At 50.7% G+C, this 18,322-nt stretch carries 13 protein-coding genes; 12 read left to right on the forward strand and 1 reads right to left on the reverse strand.

All coding sequences use genetic code 11. From position 1 onward, the window contains the following. Positions 1-21: 21 nt before the first annotated feature. The 12 genes from BLT02_RS09310 to BLT02_RS09370 all read left to right on the forward strand — a co-directional run bounded on the left by BLT02_RS09310 (position 22) and on the right by BLT02_RS09370 (position 16,262). A complete protein-coding gene (locus tag BLT02_RS09310) occupies positions 22-2,577 on the forward strand; it encodes an SNF2-related protein (RefSeq protein WP_092994225.1) in 2,556 nt (851 codons plus the stop codon). 180 nt (positions 2,578-2,757) lie between these two features. Next, positions 2,758-4,230 (forward strand): alpha-amylase, encoded by a 1,473-nt coding sequence (locus BLT02_RS09315; RefSeq protein ID WP_092994228.1) that lies wholly within the window; start codon positions 2,758-2,760, stop codon positions 4,228-4,230. A 42-nt stretch (positions 4,231-4,272) separates the two neighbouring features. Continuing rightward, entirely contained in the window at positions 4,273-5,943 is a 1,671-nt protein-coding gene (locus BLT02_RS09320) for an alpha/beta fold hydrolase (RefSeq protein WP_092994231.1), read from the forward strand. A 69-nt stretch (positions 5,944-6,012) separates the two neighbouring features. Further along, a complete protein-coding gene (locus BLT02_RS09325) occupies positions 6,013-6,888 on the forward strand; it encodes an alpha/beta fold hydrolase (RefSeq protein ID WP_092994234.1) in 876 nt (291 codons plus the stop codon). Between the two features lie 70 nt (positions 6,889-6,958). After that, the gene (locus tag BLT02_RS09330) at positions 6,959-8,788 is read left to right on the forward strand and encodes a class I SAM-dependent RNA methyltransferase (RefSeq protein WP_242869755.1); all 1,830 of its coding nucleotides are present in this window, start codon (positions 6,959-6,961) and stop codon (positions 8,786-8,788) included. 155 nt (positions 8,789-8,943) lie between these two features. Beyond that, positions 8,944-9,171 (forward strand): SymE family type I addiction module toxin, encoded by a 228-nt coding sequence (locus BLT02_RS09335; RefSeq protein ID WP_092994237.1) that lies wholly within the window; start codon positions 8,944-8,946, stop codon positions 9,169-9,171. Between the two features lie 237 nt (positions 9,172-9,408). Then, positions 9,409-9,774: a helix-turn-helix domain-containing protein gene (locus BLT02_RS09340; protein WP_092994240.1), complete on the forward strand. Its 366-nt coding sequence runs from the start codon at positions 9,409-9,411 to the stop codon at positions 9,772-9,774. A gap of 3 nt (positions 9,775-9,777) precedes the next feature. Beyond that, complete coding sequence (locus BLT02_RS09345; protein WP_092994243.1) at positions 9,778-10,581, forward strand: ImmA/IrrE family metallo-endopeptidase; 804 nt, start codon at positions 9,778-9,780, stop codon at positions 10,579-10,581. Between the two features lie 2 nt (positions 10,582-10,583). Continuing rightward, positions 10,584-11,522: a hypothetical protein gene (locus tag BLT02_RS09350; protein ID WP_092994246.1), complete on the forward strand. Its 939-nt coding sequence runs from the start codon at positions 10,584-10,586 to the stop codon at positions 11,520-11,522. A 235-nt stretch (positions 11,523-11,757) separates the two neighbouring features. After that, on the forward strand, positions 11,758-13,377 hold the full coding sequence (locus tag BLT02_RS09360) for a bifunctional metallophosphatase/5'-nucleotidase (RefSeq protein ID WP_092994251.1): 1,620 nt from the start codon (positions 11,758-11,760) through the stop codon (positions 13,375-13,377). A 314-nt stretch (positions 13,378-13,691) separates the two neighbouring features. Beyond that, the gene (locus tag BLT02_RS09365; RefSeq protein WP_242869756.1) at positions 13,692-15,344 is read left to right on the forward strand and encodes a Mur ligase family protein; all 1,653 of its coding nucleotides are present in this window, start codon (positions 13,692-13,694) and stop codon (positions 15,342-15,344) included. A 162-nt stretch (positions 15,345-15,506) separates the two neighbouring features. Further along, positions 15,507-16,262, forward strand: coding sequence for a type 1 glutamine amidotransferase (locus tag BLT02_RS09370; protein WP_092994254.1), 756 nt, complete (start codon positions 15,507-15,509; stop codon positions 16,260-16,262). A 71-nt stretch (positions 16,263-16,333) separates the two neighbouring features. Here the strand turns inward: BLT02_RS09370 and BLT02_RS09375 are convergent, their stop codons facing one another. Further along, positions 16,334-17,938, reverse strand: coding sequence for a CTP synthase (locus BLT02_RS09375; RefSeq protein WP_092994258.1), 1,605 nt, complete (start codon positions 17,936-17,938; stop codon positions 16,334-16,336). Positions 17,939-18,322 lie beyond the last annotated feature (384 nt).

The raw sequence follows: 18,322 nt of genomic DNA on the forward strand, positions 1-18,322 counted from the left end.
CAGGGGAAAGGAACCGGTGGAATGAACAGACCCGATTTTCGAGGAATCCGTATACTGATCGACAGTTTTCAGGCTCTGGATAAGGATTTCCAGAGGATGTTTGACCAGGCTGCGGAACAGGAAGCCGGGTTAAAGGAATGCTGTGCCCGGATCCTGCGGGAACAGGCGGTCTGCGGTCTGGCAGATATCCCGGTGGAGGAATTGCGGAATGCCCGCGCCGGGATCCGTGTGGCGGCGCTGAAGCAGGCGGGCTATCACAGCCTGCTGGACCTGTATGAGGCAGACGAATGGAGACTGCAGTCTGTCGAAGGGATTGGAGAAAAGCAGGCCGCGTCGATCAGGATGCTCATAGATACGTTTCTGGAAAAACTGTCCGCATCAGGACGGATCCGGCTGACGACAGACATCCCTGCGACGAACACCTCTGCTGCGAACGTCTCTGCGGAGAATACATCTACATCGGGCACCTTTGCTACGAATACCTCCGCTACGAACACCTCTGCGGCGAATACCTTTACGACAGATACCCCTGCGGCGAACATCCCTGCTGCGGGCATCGCTGCAATGAACACCTCTGCAACGGGCACTTCCTCTGCCCGGGCTGTTCTGGCAGCCGACAGCCGCGTGCTGATCACCCTGCTCGCCAGGAGCAGGGAAGCGGCTCTTGTCCGCCGGGACGCGGAACCTCTGCGGGAGGAGTTTCATACTCAGGTGGAAGCCGGAATACAGGCCGTGGAGATCCGTAACCGTTTCCGGTGGATCTTTTCCGGACGGCAGAAAAAGGAACGGACTCTTCTGGCGGTCGGTTCGCTGCTGGAGCTTGACCGGAGTCCTCTGTGCAGACGTGTCCGCCACCTTTTGTCGCTCTATAACAATACCGTAAAGATCAGCGAGAAAGAAGCTGTTGCGGACTTTGAAAAAAACAGTGCATCGTATTATGCCTGGCTGGAAGCCCGGGGCGGGATCTCTGCCCCGCAGAAAATGATCTACAGCAGCATCCCCGCGCAGCTTGCCGCCCGGATCGATGCGGCACCGCTGGACCTTACCGCCTTTAAAGGAAACCTGCGCGCATACCAGGCCTTCGGGACCCGCTATATCCTTACACAGAAACGCGTCCTCCTCGGTGATGAAATGGGCCTGGGCAAGACCATTCAGGCCATCGCCGCCATGTCCCACCTGACGGCAGAAAAAAGGCAGAGCCTTTCCGCTTCTAATTTGCAGACAGAGGGCACGCAGTCTCCGACAATAGAAGCAGAGAGTGTACAGACCCCGGCAACAGCAACAGGGGGTGGGCAGATTTCTGCTCAACAACCGCATTTTTTGGTTGTCTGCCCCGCTTCAGTCATGATCAACTGGTGCAGGGAGATCGTGAAATTCAGTGAAGTGAAGGCACATCTGCTCCACGGTCCCTTTCTGGAGACGTCTTTTGAGAGGTGGAATACAGACGGCGGCGCAGCAGTTACCAATTATGAGAGCATGGGGAAAATTTTCTCCCGTATAGACGGGAAGATGCGCCTTGCCCTGCTTGTGATCGATGAAGCTCATTATATAAAAAATCCCGAGGCAAAGCGGACCCGCTATATCCATTCCCTTGAGGATGAATCGGACCGTATCCTCCTGATGACGGGAACACCGCTGGAAAACAATGTGATCGAGATGTGCCAGCTGATTGGTTTTGTCCGTCCGGATATGGACTGGAAAATCAGGGAAAATGCCGCCATGCGGCATGTGCCGGCTTTCCGGGAAATGCTCGCTCCGGTTTATCTGCGAAGGCAGCGCGACCAGGTTCTGGATGAACTTCCGCCCTGTACCGAAGAGGAGGAGTGGTGTGCCATGACCCCGCAGGACCTGGAGAACTACAGCAGTTGTGCGATCGAGGGAAGCTTCAATGGTATGCGCCGGGTCTCCTTCCTGCAGGATGATCTGCGGACCTCCTCAAAAGCTGTCCGTCTGATGGAGTTGTGCGAAGAGGCAGGGGATGAAGGAAAGCGGATCGTGATCTACTCCTTTTTCAGGGAGACACTCCGTAAGACAGCGGCCCTGTTGGAGGATTGGAATAAAAAACGGGAGGATAATCCTGATACGCCCGCCGGTCAGATGGATCAGGTTTGTGAAGAAGACCAGACCGGCAGCCATCATATCTATATCGGCATGATCACAGGAAGCACTCCTGCTGCGGACAGGCAGAAGATCGTAGACCGTTTCTCCGGTTCGCCGGAGGGAAGCATTCTCCTGTGCCAGGTGCAGGCCGGAGGAACCGGCTTAAATATCCAGGCAGCGGGAGTCGTGATTTTTTGTGAGCCCCAGATCAAGCCTTCCCTGACCCGGCAGGCCATCGCGCGCGTATACCGCATGGGACAGACGCGGAATGTGCTTGTCTATCACCTGCTCTGTGAGAATACCGTAGATGAGGCCGTGAGAAAGCTGTTGGAGAGCAAGCAGGAGGAATTTGATCTTTTCGCGGACGAATCAGCGCTCGCCGACGCTGCAGACAACCTGCTGGACCGCGAGTGGATCCGGAAATTTATCGAAGAAGAACACCGCAGATATCTGCCTGCGGTTTCAGATGTACATTAAACAGACACATATTTTTCACATAAAAGAGAAAAGATACCATAGAAAAGACAACAGACAAAAGATATCAGACAAAAGAAATCAGAAAAGGATACCAGAGAGAAGACATTCATAAAAGATAGATTTTAGAGAGAAGAGAGAGAAGAAAAAGAAGGGACAAGAGAAGAAGAAAGAGGAATTAAGATGTCTGTAAATCAAACAATGATGCAGTATTTTGAATGGTATCTGCCAAACGACGGTCTGTGGTGGAAGCGTTGTGCCGCGAAGGCAAAAAATCTGAATGACATCGGGATCACAGAAGTCTGGCTCCCCCCGGCCTACAAAGCCATTTCTCAGGAGGATGTCGGATACAGCGTGTACGACTTGTATGACCTGGGTGAATTTGACCAGAAGGACACGGTGCGGACAAAATACGGAACAAAAGAAGAATATTTGGAGGCGATCCAGGCGTTTCACAGCGAAGGGATCCGGGTGTTTGCCGATATCGTCCTCAATCACAGAATGGGCGCCGACGAGGCCGAGGATGTGACTGCCGTGACGGATTCTGCCGAAAACCGCACCCAGCAGGTCGGCGGTGAGCGCCTCGTCAGAGTGTGGTCAAAATTTACATTTCCCGGCAGGCATGGGAAATACAGTAATTTCATATGGGACCACAGGCATTTTTCCGGGACAGATTACGACGAGAACAACCGGGACCAGGGCCTGATCTATCGCTTTACGGGAAACAACTGGGCAAAAGACACAGATCCTGAAAAAGGAAATTTTGACTACCTGATGGGAATGAATGTCCAGATGAGCAACCCGGAGGTTGCCGAAGAAATCCGCAAGTGGCTGCTCTGGTATATCCGGGAGACAGGCATTGACGGCCTGCGTCTGGACGCGGTCAAACACATCAGCTTCAGCTTTTATAAAGACCTGCTCCAGAATGTCCGCAGGGAACTGGGCACCGGTCTGCCGGCTGTGGGCGAATACTGGAATGCGGACCTCGGGCGTCTTTTGTACTATCTGGACCAGGTGAACGGGGAGATGTCCCTTTTTGACGTCGCCCTTCATTACCAGTTCTTTAACGCGTCCCAGGCCGGCGGCGAATATGATCTTCGACACATTTTTGAAAACACCCTGATCGAACAGCGGCCGGATCACGCGGTGACCTTTGTGGACAACCATGACACTCAGTACGGACAGAGCCTGCAGTCCTTCGTCTCAGATGCATTCAAGCCCCTGGCCTATGCCATGATCCTCCTCCGGGAGGGCGGCACTCCCTGCGTTTTTTATTCGGACTACTACGGGAATCCTGTGCAGGACCGCCCCATGGTCCCCAACCTCGGCAAGATGATCAAGATCCGCCGCGGTTATGCCTACGGTGAACAGGAGGATTATTTTGACGATCCCCATATCATCGGATGGGTCCGCAGAGGCACAGCGGACCACCCCGAATCCGGTCTCGCGGTCGTGCTCAGCAACACCGTGGAAGGTGAAAAACGTATGAAAGTAGGAAAAGAACATGCGGGCGCTGCATTTCGCGACGCTATGGGCTGCTTTCCGGATCCGGTCATCATTGATGAAGAAGGATACGGCGTTTTCGGAACAAGAGGCATGGATGTCTCCGTCTGGGTCCGCGAAGCCGGCTTCGAATACCTCGTCGTGACTGAGTAAAGACCAGAACTGAGCAGAAAACAGAAACCGGAGGGTTTCCATATGAACATGAATAAGATCAGCAAGCGGCTTTCATGGCTCCTGAGGCACTGTCAGGAACCCTTATATATTGATCCGCAGGGCGGATGGGCCCCGGTGGAAACCGTTCTTCAGGCCCTGAGCAAAAAAAACCGGACCGTGGACCGCCAGATGCTGGAGACCATTGTCGCCACCGATGAGAAGGGACGCTATTCTTTTGACGCATCGGGAGAAAGGATCCGCGCAAACCAGGGACATTCGATCCCCGGCGTCATCATAGAGATGGAAAAACCGGTTCCGCCCGAATATCTTTACCATGGGACAGCGGGGGACTTTTTGCCCTCCATCATGGAAAAAGGTCTGCTGCCCATGAGCCGGCAGTACGTGCATATTTCTCCTGATTATGAGACAGCCGTCCGCGTGGGCACCCGCCACGGCAGAAACCATGGCGGAACAGCTATCCTCGAATTTGCCGCCGGCGATTTTGTCCGTGACGGACACGACCTGTGGATCTCCGCCAACGGAGTCTGGCAGGCAAAAATAGTTCCCCCTCAATATCTGCAGGTGCGGGTCGAATTTTGCGAAAAACAGATCCCTGCGGAAACGGAAATGCGTTTAACGGAGGCTTTGACTTCTGAATCAGCTTCCGTTGATTCTGTATCTGCTGATCCTGTATCTGCTGACCCTGTATCCGTTGATCCTGTATCTCCCGATTCTGTATCTCCCGATTCTGTAACCATTGATTCTGTTTCAACCGGCCCGACATCCATACCGGATTCCGGCGGCAGGAGAAAAACGGACCACTATGCGATCCCCTGCAAATACTGTATGCCTGTCCTGAGGGACAAACCGCTGAAAGGGATAATTCTGGGTATACACGGTTTTTCCGGCAGTAAAGAAAGCACCGGACTGCATGTCCTTGCAAAGAAGGTTGTGCCGGAAGGATACGGGATCGTCTGTTTTGACCTGCCCGCCCATTGGAAAAGCCCTGCGGCGCCCGAAATGCTGACGGTGGAGAACGCCATGAGAGATATCCTTTTCATGGCTGAAGAATGCCGGCGCGAATTTCCGGATCTCCCGAAATACATTTTTGCCACCAGCTTCGGAGCATACCTGACCCTCCTGTGCTGCAAGGAGAGCAGCCGCCTTATTGCAGGTGGGGATAAAGGGGATAAAAGCCTGACTGCTGCAGGCGGAGATCAAGGGGATAAAAGCCTGACCACTGCATGCGGAGATCAAGGGGGTAAAAGCCTGATGACTGCAGGCGGGCAAAAAGATCTGAATCCTGCAGGCGGAGAACTTGCGGACTATCACATTATCCTCCGCGCCCCTGCTGTAACCATGCCGGAAGTTTTCCTGAACCTCCTGAACATGACAGCGGAGGAATTCCGCACCAAAGCTCCCCTCGACTGCACCAATGATCCTGCCAGACCGCTTCCTGTCTACTACAGCTTCTACGAGAGCCTTATACAGCACAGCGTCTTTGATGCCGGAAAAGAGACCTACCCGCCCATGCTGGTCATGCACGGCGATGCGGACGAGGTCGTCCCCCCGAAGGATGTCCGCAGATTCTGCGATCAGTTCCCGCAGATGGATCTTCACGTGATCCCGGGCTGCGACCACGGCTTTACTGCTCCCGGAGCCCACGAGGAGATGTGCCGCCTGGCAATGGATTTCCTGCAGGAAAATAGATGAATGCAATATCTGCTTAACTGTTTCAGAACGATTTCAGCTTAACAATTTGGGCATGTAGGATGATTACTGATGAGAGAACGAGAACTTTTGCTGAAGCCGGCAGTTATGGCCCTCAATGATCTGAATCTCTATTACATTACCGCAGCCTGTGAAGCCGCACAGAACGTCCAGTCCGGTCAGGATGAAACATCATTAAACCGGAAGGAATCGACAGCCCGTGAAGCCGCACAGAACGTTCAGTCCGGGCTGAAAACAGCAGGGAACGGAGCGCCGGAAATCACTTTGACTGGGAATACTGTGATTGGAAAAGGCAGGCCCATTGTGCTCGTCCACGGGAACGGAGAGGATCATCACCTGTTTGATACGGAGATCCGTCAGCTGGCGGAAGCCGGTTTCACTGTGTATGCACCGGATTCGAGAGGCCATGGGAAATCGACACTTGTTTCGGATGAACCGGTCACTGAATACCACTATGCCGACATGGCGGAGGATATTTATCAGTTCATAAAAGCGCTCGGGCTCAAAAAGCTGGCCCTGTACGGGCACAGTGATGGAGGTATTATCGCTCTGCTTCTGGAGATCAGTCATCCGGGGACCCTTGGGATCATGGCGGCCAGCGGGACAAATCTGTCTCCTCAGGGGCTGATTCCGTCTTTTATTGAGGAATATTCAGAGATCAATAAAAAAGAAGAGGATCCCCTGATCACCCTGATGCTGACGGAGCCCCATATCGATCCGGAATCTCTCAAAAAGATAAGGATACCCGTGCTGGTCACGGCTGGCGATAACGACCTGATCCTGCGCTCCGAAACGGAAAAGATCGCAGCTGCCCTTCCGGACTCAGAGATGGTGATTGTGGAGGACGCAGACCACGGCAGTTATATCATGGACAGTGAGATCATGGGGAAGCTGCTGCTTGATTTTCTGCAGAGAAGGTGGTGCTAGTGGCTGGTATACCGTCCGGACAAAATAAAAGGCTGGAAAAAAATTAAAATAAAAAAGGTAGACACAATAAATGAAAAAAGGTGATTTGCTGGAAGGAATCGTGACCCGGGTCGACTATCCGGGAAAAGGGATCGTAGAGACACAGGAGGGAATCTGTGTCATAAAAAATGTCCTGCCCGGGCAGCGTGTCAGCCTGCGCGTGACGAAAAAAAGGAGGGGGAAGGCTGAAGGGACCCTGCAGGAGGTGCTGGAAAAATCTCCCGTAGAACGCACAGCTCCCTGTCCTCATTTTGGCGCCTGCGGCGGCTGCGTTTATCTGAATCTCCCTGAGAAGGAGGAATCCGCGCTGAAATGTTCCCAGGTTCATTCTCTCCTGGAGGATTCTATGCAGAAAGCTGCTCAGCTTTCCGGGATCGGAGCGGAAGAGTACAACGATATCCTGGCGCCGGACAACTGGTTCGAAGGAATCCTCACCAGTCCCAAAACCTTTGAATACCGCAATAAGATGGAGTTTACTTTTGGCGATGCCTGGAAGGACGGCCCCCTTGCCCTCGGCATGCACAAAAGGGGAAGCTTTTATGACATTGTCACGGTAGAGGGATGCAGACTGACCGATCCGGACTTCTCCCTCATACTGCGGACTGTCCTGGAGTATTTTCAGGAAACACCTCTCGATGCGCTTCTTGTGCGGCAGGAGACAGAAAGCTCCCGGGACGCAGGCGTGCAGCAGAAGACAGAAAGCTGCATGGACGCAGACGTACAGCAGGAGATAGAAAGCTCCCCGGACGCAGGCGTGCGGCAGGAGACAGAAAACTCCATGGACGCAGACGAGCCGCGGCTGCAGACAGTTCCTTTTTACCACAGATTGCGCCACACCGGTTATCTGCGGCACCTCCTGGTGCGCCGCGCAGCCTTTACCGGAGAGATTTTGATCGATCTTGTCACGACGACACAGATGAAGCTCGATCTGTCCGGACTCGTGGAAAAACTTGTCTCGCTGCAGGGGCAGACAGGGACTGACCAGCTGTCTCCTGCTTCACCAGCAGAATCCGATGCAGTGACAGAAAAGCGGAGTTCAACCGGGACCATATCTCAATCTGCCGCAGAAGGCGGAACGGATACAGCGGCAGAGCACCGGAGTCTCGCTCAGGACTCACCGCATCTTAACGGAAAAATCGTCGGCATCCTTCATACATCCAACGATTCACTCGCGGATGTGGTCGCAGATCAGGGAACAGAGATCCTGTTCGGCACTGATCACTTTACAGAGGAGCTTCTGGGCCTTCGGTTTAAGGTGACCCCTTTTTCTTTTTTCCAGACAAACAGCTATGGAGCAGAAGTCCTTTATGAGACGGCGAGAAAGTTTATCACCGAAAAGAATGACCGCTGTGGAATTGTCTATGACCTTTATTGCGGGACAGGCACCATCGCTCAGCTGATGGCCCCCTTTGCGGACAAAGTGATCGGTGTTGAGATCGTAGAGGAGGCTGTTGAAGCTGCCCGCGAAAACGCAAAAAGGAACGGACTTTCCAACTGTGAATTCATCGCGGGCGATGTCCTGAAAGTCCTGGACGGAATCGATGAGAAACCGGACACCATCATTCTCGATCCCCCCCGGGACGGTATTCACCCCAAAGCCCTTCCACGGATTATTGCCTATGACGTGGAAAATATCCTGTACATCTCCTGCAAGCCGACAAGCCTCGCCCGCGACCTCCCTGCTTTTATCGCCGCCGGCTACCGTCCCGTGCGCGGCATGTGCGTCAATCAGTTTCCCTGGACTTCATCGGTCGAGACCGTGTGCCTCTTGAACAACCGAAAACCTGATACGAAAGTCAGGATTGATGTAGATCTGGAAGACTACTACCGTATCAAGGATTCTAAGAAGAATCAGAACTGAAAATAAAACACCGAACTAAGAGCGAAAGCTGCTGATGTGTAAAAGCATTGGCAGCTTTTTATCGCCGAAGGGAGGTTGCGCCTATGATCTGGATCCGGTGATCTTGGAAATGATACTGACAACCAACGACAATCTGAGAAACGGAGGAAATCATAATGGCAAAGAAGAGAAGTGTTAAGGTTTACGGACAGAGCGGCTATAAGTATCGGGAGACGCCGACGATTATGCTTAAGGGGCTGTGGCTTAAAGAAGCCAGTTTTGATATTGGGGATTACATTTCCGTCACCTGCGAAGATGGTAAGATCGTCATCATCCAGGACGCCGAGAGGGCTGCTGTGAAGGCCGCAGAGGCTGGGCGGATTTCGAGAAAGGAGATGAGATAGAATTTCGATGGAAGGCCGTTTTTTGTTGAATCAGTAGAATGTATGTTGATTTTTGAATTGGCACGCTAATAATGAGATTTATTATCGAAAGAAAGCGTAATAAAAGCAGAGAATCAAAAGTAATCCTTGAAAAATCTCAAAAAATGAGATAAATTCTTGCGTTATTTTCGCGGAGGAGTATACTATTAATTGGGGACAGTACGATTTCATGATTTGAGACAGAAAGGAGCGAGTGTCATGACTAAGTTTATTAATAATGTAAATAAATATTTGTCAGAGATGAAGATCAAGCAGACATACCTTAGCATGATTACTGGGATTGATAAGAATAAAATATCGCGCATATTAACCGGTGCTCAGGAGGAAAGCGGCACAGATATGGAAAAAATCGCTCGTGGTTTAGGAAAAACCGTTGAGTTTTTTTTGGCGGACACAGTCTATATCCCGCAAATGGGAACTGCATCAGCCAATAAAATTGCGTTCTATGCCGGAGAACCATCTGAAAAGCAGGAACAAATTGCTGATCAGCTAATGGAACTGATGGAGAATATTGATGAAGTGTTGAGCGCAAAAAGCCGGTTTGAGCACATAGCAAGAGGATAAGGTATGAATGTTGAACGTTTGCGAAAGATAATTTCATACAGTGAATCGGATCGTGAAGAAATTGATTCCAAGGTGAAGCGGTTCTGCTCTTTTGCCGGAATCGAATATGATAGTGACCTGCTTAACATCTTGCAGATTGTCAGATCTTCATTTCAGAAAAAAGGATACCTCGTTTTTGAAATACCTTTTGCTGATAATGAAATAGGAGCTTTGTGTTATAGAGGAGATGGGCTGGGGTATGTTGTACTTAATACATCATTGCCCAAAGTGAACGTTAACTTCGCTATAGCACATGAGATTTATCATGTTTTTTTTGGGTCTGAGGAGTTTGTCTCAAAAGTCGAATTTGTTGATGACCACTACTACGAGCACGAGGGAGAATATGCTGCAAATCTCTTTGCCGGAATGCTCCTGATGCCTGAAGTTAGTTTCAGAAGAATGTATTCGAAGTTCAAAGACGAATCAGAGGAGGATGAAATCGGTGCAATCGTTAGATTAATGTCTTACTATCAGGTACCGTATATGGCGGTATTGATAAGATGCCTGGAATTGGGCCTGATTGAGGGAAATGCTAAGCTGGATGTAATGTTTAGCATTGATAGAGCTCAAGTAAAGAAGCAATTGACAGAATTGTGGTTGGATGAAAGTATTATGGAACCCTCTTTGCGTGATGATTACATTCATATTGAAGCTCTTGTTGGCAGGTTTGGAAGAGAATTCATTGAAGATAAATATATTAATGAGAGAACAGTCAGTAAAGCGCTTAAAAACATGCGAGAAATATACGCAAAGATTAAGGGGGAGTAGATATGGCATCAACATATGCGGAAACCCCTTACAACTATAGTGAAATAGAAAAATCTGTTGTTACGGATATAGATGAGATCAAAAGGATGTTCTTCAAAGCTGAAAAGGTGCTTTTTTATGATGCATGTTCGTTTCAAAGGCATTCGAACTTAAAGGAAAAAGAGAAGAGTATACTAATCCAGTATTTTGAGAACCGGGGAATAGCAATCTTTTTGACAAGATGTATATTGATGGAACTGTCCGGAGACAACCACGTCTTGGATCGGCGGTTTATTGAATATATAAATAAACTGAAAAACTCCGGAGTGAGTGTAGTTATTTTCGACGAGGAATATACATACAGCATCCTTTCGGATTGCTTCTCTACGATTGAAAGAATAAATGAGTATCTAATGTGGGCCGTACGAATGGTGAAAAGCCCTACAAGCACTATTACGGATACTTTAAAAATGAATGATAAACTTAATTCTGAGGTAGTCGAGGGGAAAAATCTCAAAGCATCTGATTTATATCAAAGATTCTTTTCTGCGGTGAGAAGCAATAAAGAGCATGAAGATAATCTCGGAGAAGAACTGATTTCAATATGTGCGCACATCTTATCCTATTTGCCGGGAGTACCGGATGGAAAGCTGTGTGTGCTCACTGATGATAAGGGTGCAGCCAGTAAAATAGATTCTTTAATGAGAAGAACTAATCAAGAATATCGAGGCTCAAGAATTATCCTATTCAGCACTCCGAAGCTCATACAGCATATGTACCAGGAAGGTGTAGGGTTATCAGAAGATGAAATTGTAAATGTTCTTTCCCAAGGCATATCTGAAAATATCGTGATAATGGGGATTACAGACTATGATTTTAGGGTAAATGATAAAATTCCGCTTTCATGTAGAGAGCTCGCTCAAAAAATCATTGAACCGAATGGAATCAAGATTGTTTTTTAAAATATCAGATAGGAGGGACTTCATCAAAGAGATAGAATTGTATCCTGAACGACAGGACGACGGACGCATCTTAAAGCAGCTAAGCTTAGGATTTCCGGTGTTTTATGAAGGTTCTGAGGGTGATACAATTCGGCTGCTCAAACAAAACACAGTCGAGACCGTGGTGCTATTGTCGTGTATGCGTTTTTACAACCGGAAACAGCAGAAAAACTGATGGAAGAAGGAGGTCTGAGCCATGAAGGGAATACTGAAAAAAATGATGATTGCAGCGGCAATGCTGTTTCTGGGGGCAGGTTTAGTGTCGTGCAGTCCGGATGCCGGTGAAAATACCAAAGATGCCAGGTTGGTGATCCTGCATACCAATGATGTGCACGGCTTTATGGAAGCTTCGGACAGCTGCCTGGGAATGGAGGCTGTAGCGCAGCTCAAAAAAGATTACGAACAGCAGGGCTGTGATGTTTTGCTTTTGGATGCCGGGGACATGCTGCAGGGAAATGCTTTCGCGGGTTTTTCCCAGGGTGCGTCAGTCGTGTCGGTCATGAATGCTGTCGGATATGATGCCGCAGCCCTGGGTAATCATGATTTTGACTACGGCTCAGATTTGCTCGAGCAGCGCATGTCAGAGATGGATTTTCCGGCACTGGCAGCAAATATTACAGTGGATGCCACGGGGGAATCCTTTGCCGAAGGAAATGCAGTATTCACACTTTCAGACGGCTCGAAGGTCGGTGTGTTCGGGCTGGATACCCCCTCTACCTCAACCATTTCCACGCCAAAAAATACAGCCGGCCTGTCCTTCGCATCGGGGGAGGAACTGTACGCTCTGGCGCAGGCGCAGATTGATGAGTTGAAAGGCCAGGGCTGTTCCACAATCGTGTGTCTGGGACATCTTGGAGAAGGAAATGCCATTAAAGAAATCGATGCAGAGGAAGTTGTGGAGAATACCAAAGGTCTCAGCGTCATGATCGACGGACACGACCATCAGGTGGAGAACCAGACCGTCAAGGATTTGGAGGGGAATGACGTCCTGATTGCCGAAACAGGTTATTATCTGAAGAACATAGGGGTTTTGACCTGTGAAGATGGCAGATTCACAGAAAGCCTGGTGGAAGTGGGAACCTATACCGGGAGCGACCCGAAAGTGGCGGAGATGGTCGCAGGGATCTCTGAGGAAATTAGGGGTACTTTGGGAGAAAAAGTCGCCGATACCGACTGGGACCTGGATGGGAATGACAATGACCAGGAGACCAACCTGGCTGACTTTGTCACCGATGCTATTTACTGGCAGGTAGATCAGGCTTCTGCTGCGCCGGATGCTGTAGTCCTGAATGCCGGCGCAGTCCGGAAATCCATCAAAGCCGGCGAGATCCAGCGGCTGGATATTTACAATGTATTTCCGTTTAACAACCAGCTCTGCACCATTGAAGTGACCGGCGCAGAACTTCTGGAGACACTGGAGGCTGCAACACAATCATCTCCGGAGCCTGCAACCGCATTTCCGCAGGTCTCACAGATCAAGTATACACTGGATACGACAGTACCCTATAAGAGAGGGGAACGTTACCCCGGCACCACGTATTACGCGCCGGCTGCACCGGGCTCCAGGGTCACCATCACCGAAGTGGGCGGGAAAGCGTTTGATCCGGAAGCCACATATACCATTGCAACCATTGATTTCGTTGCCAGCGGAGGCGATACCTATTATCGCTTTGCGCAGGCAGGCGCCGCAACAAAGATTTATGTCGGATATCTTGATTCTGAGGCGCTGATCAATTATATGAAAACAGAACTGGGCGGAACGATTCCGGAGAATTACGCCGAGCCGCAGGGACGCATTACCGTTATCGGGAATTGACAGATCATAAAAAGGACGGAGGAGGTATGCCATTTAACCTCTTTTTACGGTCTTTTTATCATCCTTCAGCCCGGGGATTTTCTTATTGACATTTGAAGCACGTTTTGCGATAATTCCTCGCATAAAGCAGATCAATAAAGCAGAGTAATAAGCAGAATAATCGTATACGTAAATATGTAAAACGGCAAAGGCGCTGATTTTTGAGAGATGATCTCCCGGAGATTGCACCTTTGCCGTTTTTTTTGTGGTGAATATGTGCTCCCAATATTGTTTACTGTGGCTCTGGAGACTGAGCAGAACAGGATTGCAAAACGATGGAAGAAATGGTGGAAGAAATGATAAACAGGGAATCGGACGACGACAGGATTCTGGAAAAATGCCACAGAGAAAATCCTAAAAAACGGAATCCGGAAAGGCAGAGACCGGAAAATAAACAGGCAGACGCACAGAATCAGCCGACAGAGGGACACCATAGATATGAACAGAACCCTACAGGCAGACAAGTTCCGGAAAGCCGGCAGGCAGATATAAAGCAGCAGCTGGCAGATAGTCTGCGGACAGTCTTTGCCGTGGCGGTCTGTAAGGCATCGAGGGCGGTCCTGCATCGGATCGGCCGGGGAGGAACTTCTTTTCCCGGAAAGGCGGCGATGGTCCTGAAAAAGGATCTGCTTACAGTGGTGTCTCAGGATGTAGCCAGCATCGTGGTGACGGGCACTAATGGAAAGACAACTACTGCGGCCATGTTGGAGAGCGTTTTGAGATGCGCGGGGCTGGAGACGGTCTCAAACCGGTCCGGCGCAAACCTTCTCTCCGGCGTGACTGCGGAGCTTGCGGTCTGCACCGACTGGCGGGGCCGCGCAGTAAAGCACTATGCGGTAATTGAATGTGACGAAGGGGCGCTGCATCAGGTAGTTCCTCTGCTGCGCCCCAAAGTGATCATCGTCACCAACCTCTTCCGCGACCAGCTGGACCGGTACGGCGAAGTCATGCACACTCTGGAGGCTGTCCGCAGAGGCATCGAGCAGGTGCCTGAAGCTGTTCTTTGCCTGAATGCAGATGATTCCCTGACGGCTTCCCTGGCTCTTGACCTGCCCAATCCTGTCGCATGGTTCGGGATCGGAATCGGAGTTGAGGCAGGAGATACTGAGCAGAATTCCGGGCAGGATTTTGGAAATGAGGAGTCTTCTGTCAGTGACGCCCGCTATTGTATCCGCTGCGGGACAGAATATGTGTATTCATTTCGCACCTTTGCCCATCTGGGCGGCTTTCGATGTCCGGCCTGCGGATATGCCCGGCCGGATCCCGATGTTGAAATAACTTCCATCGACAGCATGGATTATACCGGCACCCGGGTCCATATGCGCTTTGAAAAAAGAAGCGTCGGTATGGTGCCTGTGAATATCGCCGCGCCGGCACTTTACAACATCTATAACGCCGCAGCGGCAGCCTGCTCGGCACAGGCTGCCGGGATTTCCCTGCAGGCGGTCCTGAAAGCCCTTGCCTCGACCTCCGGGGCTTTCGGCCGCATGGAAACTTTTGAACCGGGCGGCGCCGCAGCCCAGATGATCCTGGTCAAAAACCCGGCGGGCTGCAATCAGGCGCTGGACTATCTTTGTAGCCTCAAAAAACCATATGCGCTCATCTTGTGCCTGAATGACAGGGATGCGGACGGACATGACATCTCATGGATCTGGGATGTTGACTATGAAAAACTCTGTCAGCACCCCTTTCTCCAGGGAATTTATGTGTGGGGAATAAGAGCGGAGGATCTGCAGCTGCGCCTGAAATACGCGGGTATCCCGGAGTCCAGGATCAGACATATCCGGAAGAAGGAAACACTGCTGATGATCATTCGCGGAAGTAAGGTACCGGTCTTTATCCTGCCCAATTACACTGCCATGCTCCCCCTGCGGGAACTGCTGCAGAAGGAGACGGGAAAGGCGGAATTCTGGAAAGGGAATGAATGATCAGAAAAGAGGCATTTGCAATGTTGTCCCGGAGAAGCGATTTCAGGGAATAGTTCTCTATCAAGGTGTACTTTTTACAATTTTACCAGAACTCTACTAATAATTTTTTATAGGAGTTGACCATAGGAATTCACCATAGAAATTCACCATAGGAGTTCAACAATGGAACTGAAAATCTGCCATCTTTATCCCGATGTCCTGAATCTTTACGGGGACCGCGGAAATATATTGTGTCTGAAAAAACGTCTGGAGTGGCGCGGCATCAACTGCAGCGTGGACTCTGTCGGTATCGGCGAAAAAAACGCTTTGACTTCCTTCGATCTGTTTTTTATAGGAGGCGGACAGGACTTTGATCAGGAGATCCTCCTGGAGGATCTGCGCCTGCGCAAAGGCAGACAGATCCGCTCCGCCCTGGAGGATGGAAAAACCTTTTTATGCATCTGCGGCGGCTATCAGATGATGGGCCATTACTATAAGACGCAGGAAGGGCATGTCTGTAAATTCCTGGGCGCCATCGATTTTTATACAGTCGGAGGAAAGAAGAGAATGATCGGAAACTATGCCTACAGGCTCAGAGATGATTCGGGAGCGGACACGATCGTCGGCTTTGAAAACCACAGCGGACGAACGTACCTGGGAAATAACGTTCGCCCGCTGGGCACAGTGCTGAAGGGCTTCGGAAACAATGGAGAGGACAAAACGGAAGGAGCGAGGTACAAAAACGCATTCTGTACCTACAGCCACGGGCCTGTCCTGCCCAAAAATCCTGTATTTGCAGATCTTATTCTGAAAACAGCCCTGACGAGAAAATACGGAAGCTGCAGCCTGGAGCCCCTGCAGGACGACTTCGAGAGCCAGGCCCATGATGCTGCCCTGCGGCAGGTGCTGCATCCTTCATGGTTTCCCTGGAGAAAATGATGCAGAAGATGAAACCGGATCAAAGGAGACAGAGAAATGTCCCCTTGTCTCCTCCGACGGCTCGCCGGCCGTCAATCAGGATGTTGTGTTGCGGCGCCGACAAACCCGAGGAACAGGGGGTGCGGTCTGTTGGGCCGGCTCTTGAATTCGGGATGGTATTGGACCCCTACAAAGAAGTCCTGATCAGAGAGTTCTACTGTCTCTACGAGTCTGTCGTCAGGTGAAAATCCGCTCAAGGTCAGTCCGCAGTCAGTCAGTATGCCGCGATAATCGTTATTGAATTCGTATCTGTGGCGGTGCCGCTCGGAAATTTCCAGCTTTCCGTAGCAGCGTTCCATGACTGTGCCCGGAGAGATGATACAGGGATAAGCACCAAGGCGGAGGGTGCCGCCCTTGTCAATGTCTTCGCTCTGTCCCGGCATAAAATCGATCACCTTGTGTCTGCATTGTTCATCGAATTCACCGGAATTTGCGTCAGCGATCCCGGCCGCGTGGCGCGCAAACTCAATGACTGCGACCTGCATACCCAGGCAGATGCCGAGATAGGGGACATGGTTTTCTCTTGCGTATTTTGCGGCCAGGATCATTCCCTCGATCCCTCTGCTGCCAAAACCGCCGGGTACAAGGATTCCATTCAGACCGGAAAGAGTCTCAGCCGCATTTTTTTCAGAGATTTCTTCCGAATCGATCCACCGGATCCTGACCTGGACCTTGTGGCAGAAGCCTGCGTGATGGAGAGCTTCCACGACCGAGAGGTAGGCGTCGTGCAGACCGGTGTATTTACCGATCAGGCCGATCTCGACATGGCGGGAACCGGCCAGACTGATCCGGTCCACCATTTCCTTCCATTCCGTGAGGTCCGGTTCCGGAACGGAAAGCCCCAGTTCTCGGCAGACGACCCCGGAGAACCCCGATCTCTCCAGCATCAGCGGAGCCTCATACAGATTGGGCAGGGTGATGTTTTCGATGACGCAGTCGGGTTTGACATTACAGAAGAGAGCTATTTTTCGGAAGATGGATTCCTCCAGAGGCTCATTGCAGCGAAGTACGATGATGTCGGGATTGATCCCCATGCCCTGCAGTTCTTTGACAGAGTGCTGCGTGGGCTTGGATTTGTGCTCTTCCGATCCGTGGAGATAGGGCACCAGCGTGACGTGGATAAACAGGCTGTTTTCCCGGCCTGCCTCCAGAGAGATCTGGCGGACTGCTTCAATGAAGGGCTGGGACTCAATGTCGCCGATGGTTCCCCCGATCTCTGTGATGACCACATCCGCGCCGGTCTTTTTTCCGACTCTGTAGACAAAGTCCTTGATCTCATCTGTGATATGAGGGATCACCTGCACGGTGGAGCCCAGATATTCCCCCCGGCGCTCTTTGTTCAGCACATTCCAGTAAACTTTTCCAGTTGTCAGATTTGAGTATCTGTTCAGGTCCTCGTCGATGAAGCGCTCGTAATGGCCCAGATCCAGGTCTGTCTCCGCCCCGTCCTCCGTGACATATACTTCTCCGTGCTGATAGGGGCTCATGGTCCCCGGGTCCACGTTGATATAGGGATCGAGCTTCTGGGCTGCTACCTTCAGCCCGCGGGCCTTCAAAAGCCGCCCCAGAGAAGCAGCGGTGATTCCCTTTCCCAGTCCGGAGACCACGCCTCCGGTCACAAAAATATACTTTGGCATAGATCTTTTCTCCTCATTCCCGCTCGGCTTATATCCGATATAAAAACTCTTGTACGATATGAAAACTGCTCCATGACATGGAACATGCTGTATGATACAAAAATTGTCGTCTGAAATGAAAAAGGCAAGGGCGTCTTCTGGTTTGATACAAAAGACGCCTTTGCCTTTACGCGGGGTATTCTACACCGCCTTATTCCCCTGTGTCAAGCGGAAAACATTGGGCTGCACGGCTGATTGCCCTCCCTGAGAACTTATTCCCTGTGTCAAGCGAAAAACATTCTACCTGTCTCTGGAATTTTACATCTGGAATTTACCGTCTGTAATTTATGCTCTGTAATTTATCATCTGGAATTTACTATGGATTTTCCTGTCGCTATTGACATT

The organism is Sarcina sp. DSM 11001 (assembly GCF_900101015.1).
Classification (GTDB): Bacteria; Bacillota; Clostridia; order Lachnospirales; family Lachnospiraceae; genus CAG-791.

Bases quoted from the DNA above. Each gene is read 5' to 3' on its own strand.
- BLT02_RS09310 (WP_092994225.1), top strand. From the start codon at position 22: ATGAACAGACCCGATTTTCGAGGAATCCGTATACTGATCGACAGTTTT.
- BLT02_RS09315 (WP_092994228.1), top strand. From the start codon at position 2,758: ATGTCTGTAAATCAAACAATGATGCAGTATTTTGAATGGTATCTGCCA.
- BLT02_RS09320 (WP_092994231.1), top strand. From the start codon at position 4,273: ATGAACATGAATAAGATCAGCAAGCGGCTTTCATGGCTCCTGAGGCAC.
- BLT02_RS09325 (WP_092994234.1), top strand. From the start codon at position 6,013: ATGAGAGAACGAGAACTTTTGCTGAAGCCGGCAGTTATGGCCCTCAAT.
- BLT02_RS09330 (WP_242869755.1), top strand. From the start codon at position 6,959: ATGAAAAAAGGTGATTTGCTGGAAGGAATCGTGACCCGGGTCGACTAT.
- BLT02_RS09335 (WP_092994237.1), top strand. From the start codon at position 8,944: ATGGCAAAGAAGAGAAGTGTTAAGGTTTACGGACAGAGCGGCTATAAG.
- BLT02_RS09340 (WP_092994240.1), top strand. From the start codon at position 9,409: ATGACTAAGTTTATTAATAATGTAAATAAATATTTGTCAGAGATGAAG.
- BLT02_RS09345 (WP_092994243.1), top strand. From the start codon at position 9,778: ATGAATGTTGAACGTTTGCGAAAGATAATTTCATACAGTGAATCGGAT.
- BLT02_RS09350 (WP_092994246.1), top strand. From the start codon at position 10,584: ATGGCATCAACATATGCGGAAACCCCTTACAACTATAGTGAAATAGAA.
- BLT02_RS09360 (WP_092994251.1), top strand. From the start codon at position 11,758: ATGAAGGGAATACTGAAAAAAATGATGATTGCAGCGGCAATGCTGTTT.
- BLT02_RS09365 (WP_242869756.1), top strand. From the start codon at position 13,692: ATGGAAGAAATGGTGGAAGAAATGATAAACAGGGAATCGGACGACGAC.
- BLT02_RS09370 (WP_092994254.1), top strand. From the start codon at position 15,507: ATGGAACTGAAAATCTGCCATCTTTATCCCGATGTCCTGAATCTTTAC.
- BLT02_RS09375 (WP_092994258.1), bottom strand. From the start codon at position 17,938: ATGCCAAAGTATATTTTTGTGACCGGAGGCGTGGTCTCCGGACTGGGA.